The sequence below is a fragment of the Dietzia sp. SLG310A2-38A2 genome (genome assembly GCF_014145095.1).
Classification (GTDB): domain Bacteria; phylum Actinomycetota; class Actinomycetes; order Mycobacteriales; family Mycobacteriaceae; genus Dietzia.
Genome location: NZ_JAALDX010000413.1, coordinates 1 through 2,526 on the forward strand (window position 1 = coordinate 1; position 2,526 = coordinate 2,526).

Sequence of the window (2,526 nt, forward strand, 5' to 3'; positions counted from 1 at the left end):
CCACCACCATGTCGAGGTCGCCGCCGGCGACCACCAGGTTCGACCCGCCGCCCAGCACGAGCACCGGTACGCCGGCGGCGTCGAGGGCGCCGACCGCGGCCGTGACCGCCTCGGCGGTCCCACCCTCCAGCATCGCGCGGGGACGACCACCGATGCGCAGGGTGGTGAGATCGGCCAGGCGGGAATCGGGGACCACGCGGAGATCGGCCACGGCGGACAGCCCGCGGATCACATCGTCGGCTTGGTCCGCGGTGCGGCGATCGGAGGAGGGCGGGAGCACGCGTCCGAGAGTAACCGGCCCCTTGTAGGGTTTGACCCCATGGCGACCCGCTTCTCCCACTCGGCCCACATCGACGCCCACCTCGAGACCGTGTTCACCTCGTACGGCGACGAGGCCTTCTGGCACGACCGCATGGCCGCCATCGGCAGCCCCCACGACACCCTCGACGCGTTCGAGACCAGCGGGGACTCGACCACGGTCACGCTGACCCAGCACATCCCGGACGAGGACATCCCGGACGTGGCCCGCAAGGTCCTGCCCGGTCGGTTGATCATCGTGCGCACCACCACCTACGCCGACTTCGACGGCGAGCGGTTCTCGAGCTCCGCCCGCGCGGAGGCCGCCGGCGGGCTGGGGGTCATCAACGGCGGCTCGGAGGCGGTCTCGCAGGGCGGCGTGGTGGTGGAGTCCGCGACGGGCCAGGTCAAGGTGTCCGTCCCACTGCTGGGCGGCAAGCTGGAGAAGCTGGTCGTGTCCCACCTCACCCGGTTCTTCGACGCCGAGACCCAGCACCTCAACCGCTGGACCGCCGCACGCTGACACCGCGTTGGCACGGCGCTGGCACGGGCCTGACCTAGGGTTCTGCGATCCGGGCCGGCATCGGCGACAATGGGCGGAATGCAGCCGCGGCACGACGACACCCAGCGATTCCCCGCCCACGACCGACCCGGCGTCCAGCACGCCGAGACCCAGCAGTTCGCCACTGCACCGGCAGGTGATCGGTCCGACCGTGCCGATACCGGCGGCAAGCGTCGCGGTCCGATGATCGCCCTGATCGCCGCGATCGCGGTGGTCGGCCTGATAGCGGGGGTGGTGGGGCTCGAGTTCGGCACCCGCAACGCGGTCGAGAACCAGATCCAGGATGAGGTCACGGCCTCTCTCGGCAGCCCGGCGCAGGTCGAGTTGGGCGCGCGCCCGGTGATCCTGTCGTACTTCGGCGGCGACCTGGGCACCGTCCGCATCACCACCGATGGCAACCCGGCAGAAGGCGGGAACGGCCCCGCGCCGGCGATCGACATCACCGCCGAGGGGGTCAGCACGGCCGACGACCTCACCTACGTGGACTCGCTGACCGGGACCGCCTTCGTCTCCGACCAGGCCATGTCCACCGCCGCGCAGCAGGAATCCACCGGCGACAGCATGCTCGGCGGTCTGATCCAGGTGCAGGAGATCGTCTCGGACCCGGCCTCGGGCACTCTCCGCGTCTCCGTGAGCGGCCTCGCCGAGGCGATCGTGACCCCCCGGTTGATCGGCGGGAACCTGGAGATGGATCCGTCGCAGGCCTCGATCCTCGGCTTCGCGCTGCCGCCCGAGCTGCTCGGTGGCACCATCTCGATGATGGACTCCGCGCTCGCCGAACTCCCCGAAGGAGTCCAGTTGACCGGGGTCCGCGTGGTCCCGGGCGGTATGGTCGTGGACCTCAGCGGACGCGATGTGATCCTGGAGTCGACTCGGTAGTCGACGACGCCAGTCGCGCGGCCGCCCGGTAGTCGACGGTGCGGCTCGCGGCCGCCCGGCAACGACAGTGCCGCTCGCGGCACACTTGGGCCCATGCGCCTGCTGATCATCGCCGACACCCACGTCCCGACGCGCGCCCGTGACCTCCCGCCGCAGGTGTGGGACGAGGTCGACGACGCGGACGTGGTGATCCACGCCGGCGACTGGATGGATGTGGCGCTTCTCGAGGCGGTGGAGGACCGTTCCACGCGGTTGGTCGCGTGCTGGGGTAACAACGACGGACCCGAACTGCGCGAGCGGCTGCCCGAGGTGGCGCGCGTGACCCTCGAGGGGGTGCGTCTGGCTGTGGTGCACGAGACCGGTCCCTCGGCGGGCCGGGACAGGCGCATGGTCGAGGCCTATCCGGACACCGACGTCCTGGTGTTCGGTCACTCGCACATCCCGTGGGACACCGCGGCGCCCGGCCTGTGTGCAGGAGCCCGCGGACGGCGCGGTGGGCGAGGTCGAACTGCACCGGCTTCCGCGGAACCGGTAGGTCGAGCCGGGCAACCGCCAGGTCGAGCCGGGCGGCGGTCGGCGGATTCTGCCACCCTGGGGTGTATGACCACCGAAGCCACCATGCGTGCCGTGACCCAGCAATCCCTCGGCGGACCGGAGGTCCTCGTCGTCGTCGACCATCCCCGCCCCGAACCGCGCACCAACGAGATTCTGGTGCGGGTCAAGGCCACCAGCGTCAACCCCACCGACTGGAAGCACCGCGAGAACGGCGGGTTCCTCGGGCAGCCGCC

At 71.1% G+C, this 2,526-nt stretch carries 2 protein-coding genes and 3 pseudogenes; 4 read left to right on the plus strand and 1 reads right to left on the minus strand.

The features are described 5' to 3' along the window. Positions 1-280: pseudogene (gene murB / locus G6027_RS14050) on the minus strand (UDP-N-acetylmuramate dehydrogenase); the annotation flags it as partial. 39 nt (positions 281-319) lie between these two features. Between murB and G6027_RS14055 the strand changes: the two are divergent. The 4 genes and pseudogenes from G6027_RS14055 to G6027_RS19515 all read left to right on the plus strand — a co-directional run. Continuing rightward, entirely contained in the window at positions 320-820 is a 501-nt protein-coding gene (locus G6027_RS14055; RefSeq protein ID WP_182637713.1) for a DUF2505 domain-containing protein, read from the plus strand. A gap of 78 nt (positions 821-898) precedes the next feature. Next, positions 899-1,738: an LmeA family phospholipid-binding protein gene (locus G6027_RS14060; protein ID WP_182637714.1), complete on the plus strand. Its 840-nt coding sequence runs from the start codon at positions 899-901 to the stop codon at positions 1,736-1,738. A 93-nt stretch (positions 1,739-1,831) separates the two neighbouring features. Further along, positions 1,832-2,273, plus strand: a pseudogene (locus tag G6027_RS19510) (YfcE family phosphodiesterase). Positions 2,274-2,338: 65 nt separating this feature from the next. After that, a pseudogene (locus tag G6027_RS19515) lies at positions 2,339-2,526 on the plus strand (NADP-dependent oxidoreductase); the annotation flags it as partial.

Coding starts and splice junctions, on each gene's coding strand:
- G6027_RS14060 (WP_182637714.1), top strand. CDS start 899: ATGCAGCCGCGGCACGACGACACCCAGCGATTCCCCGCCCACGACCGA.
- G6027_RS14055 (WP_182637713.1), top strand. CDS start 320: ATGGCGACCCGCTTCTCCCACTCGGCCCACATCGACGCCCACCTCGAG.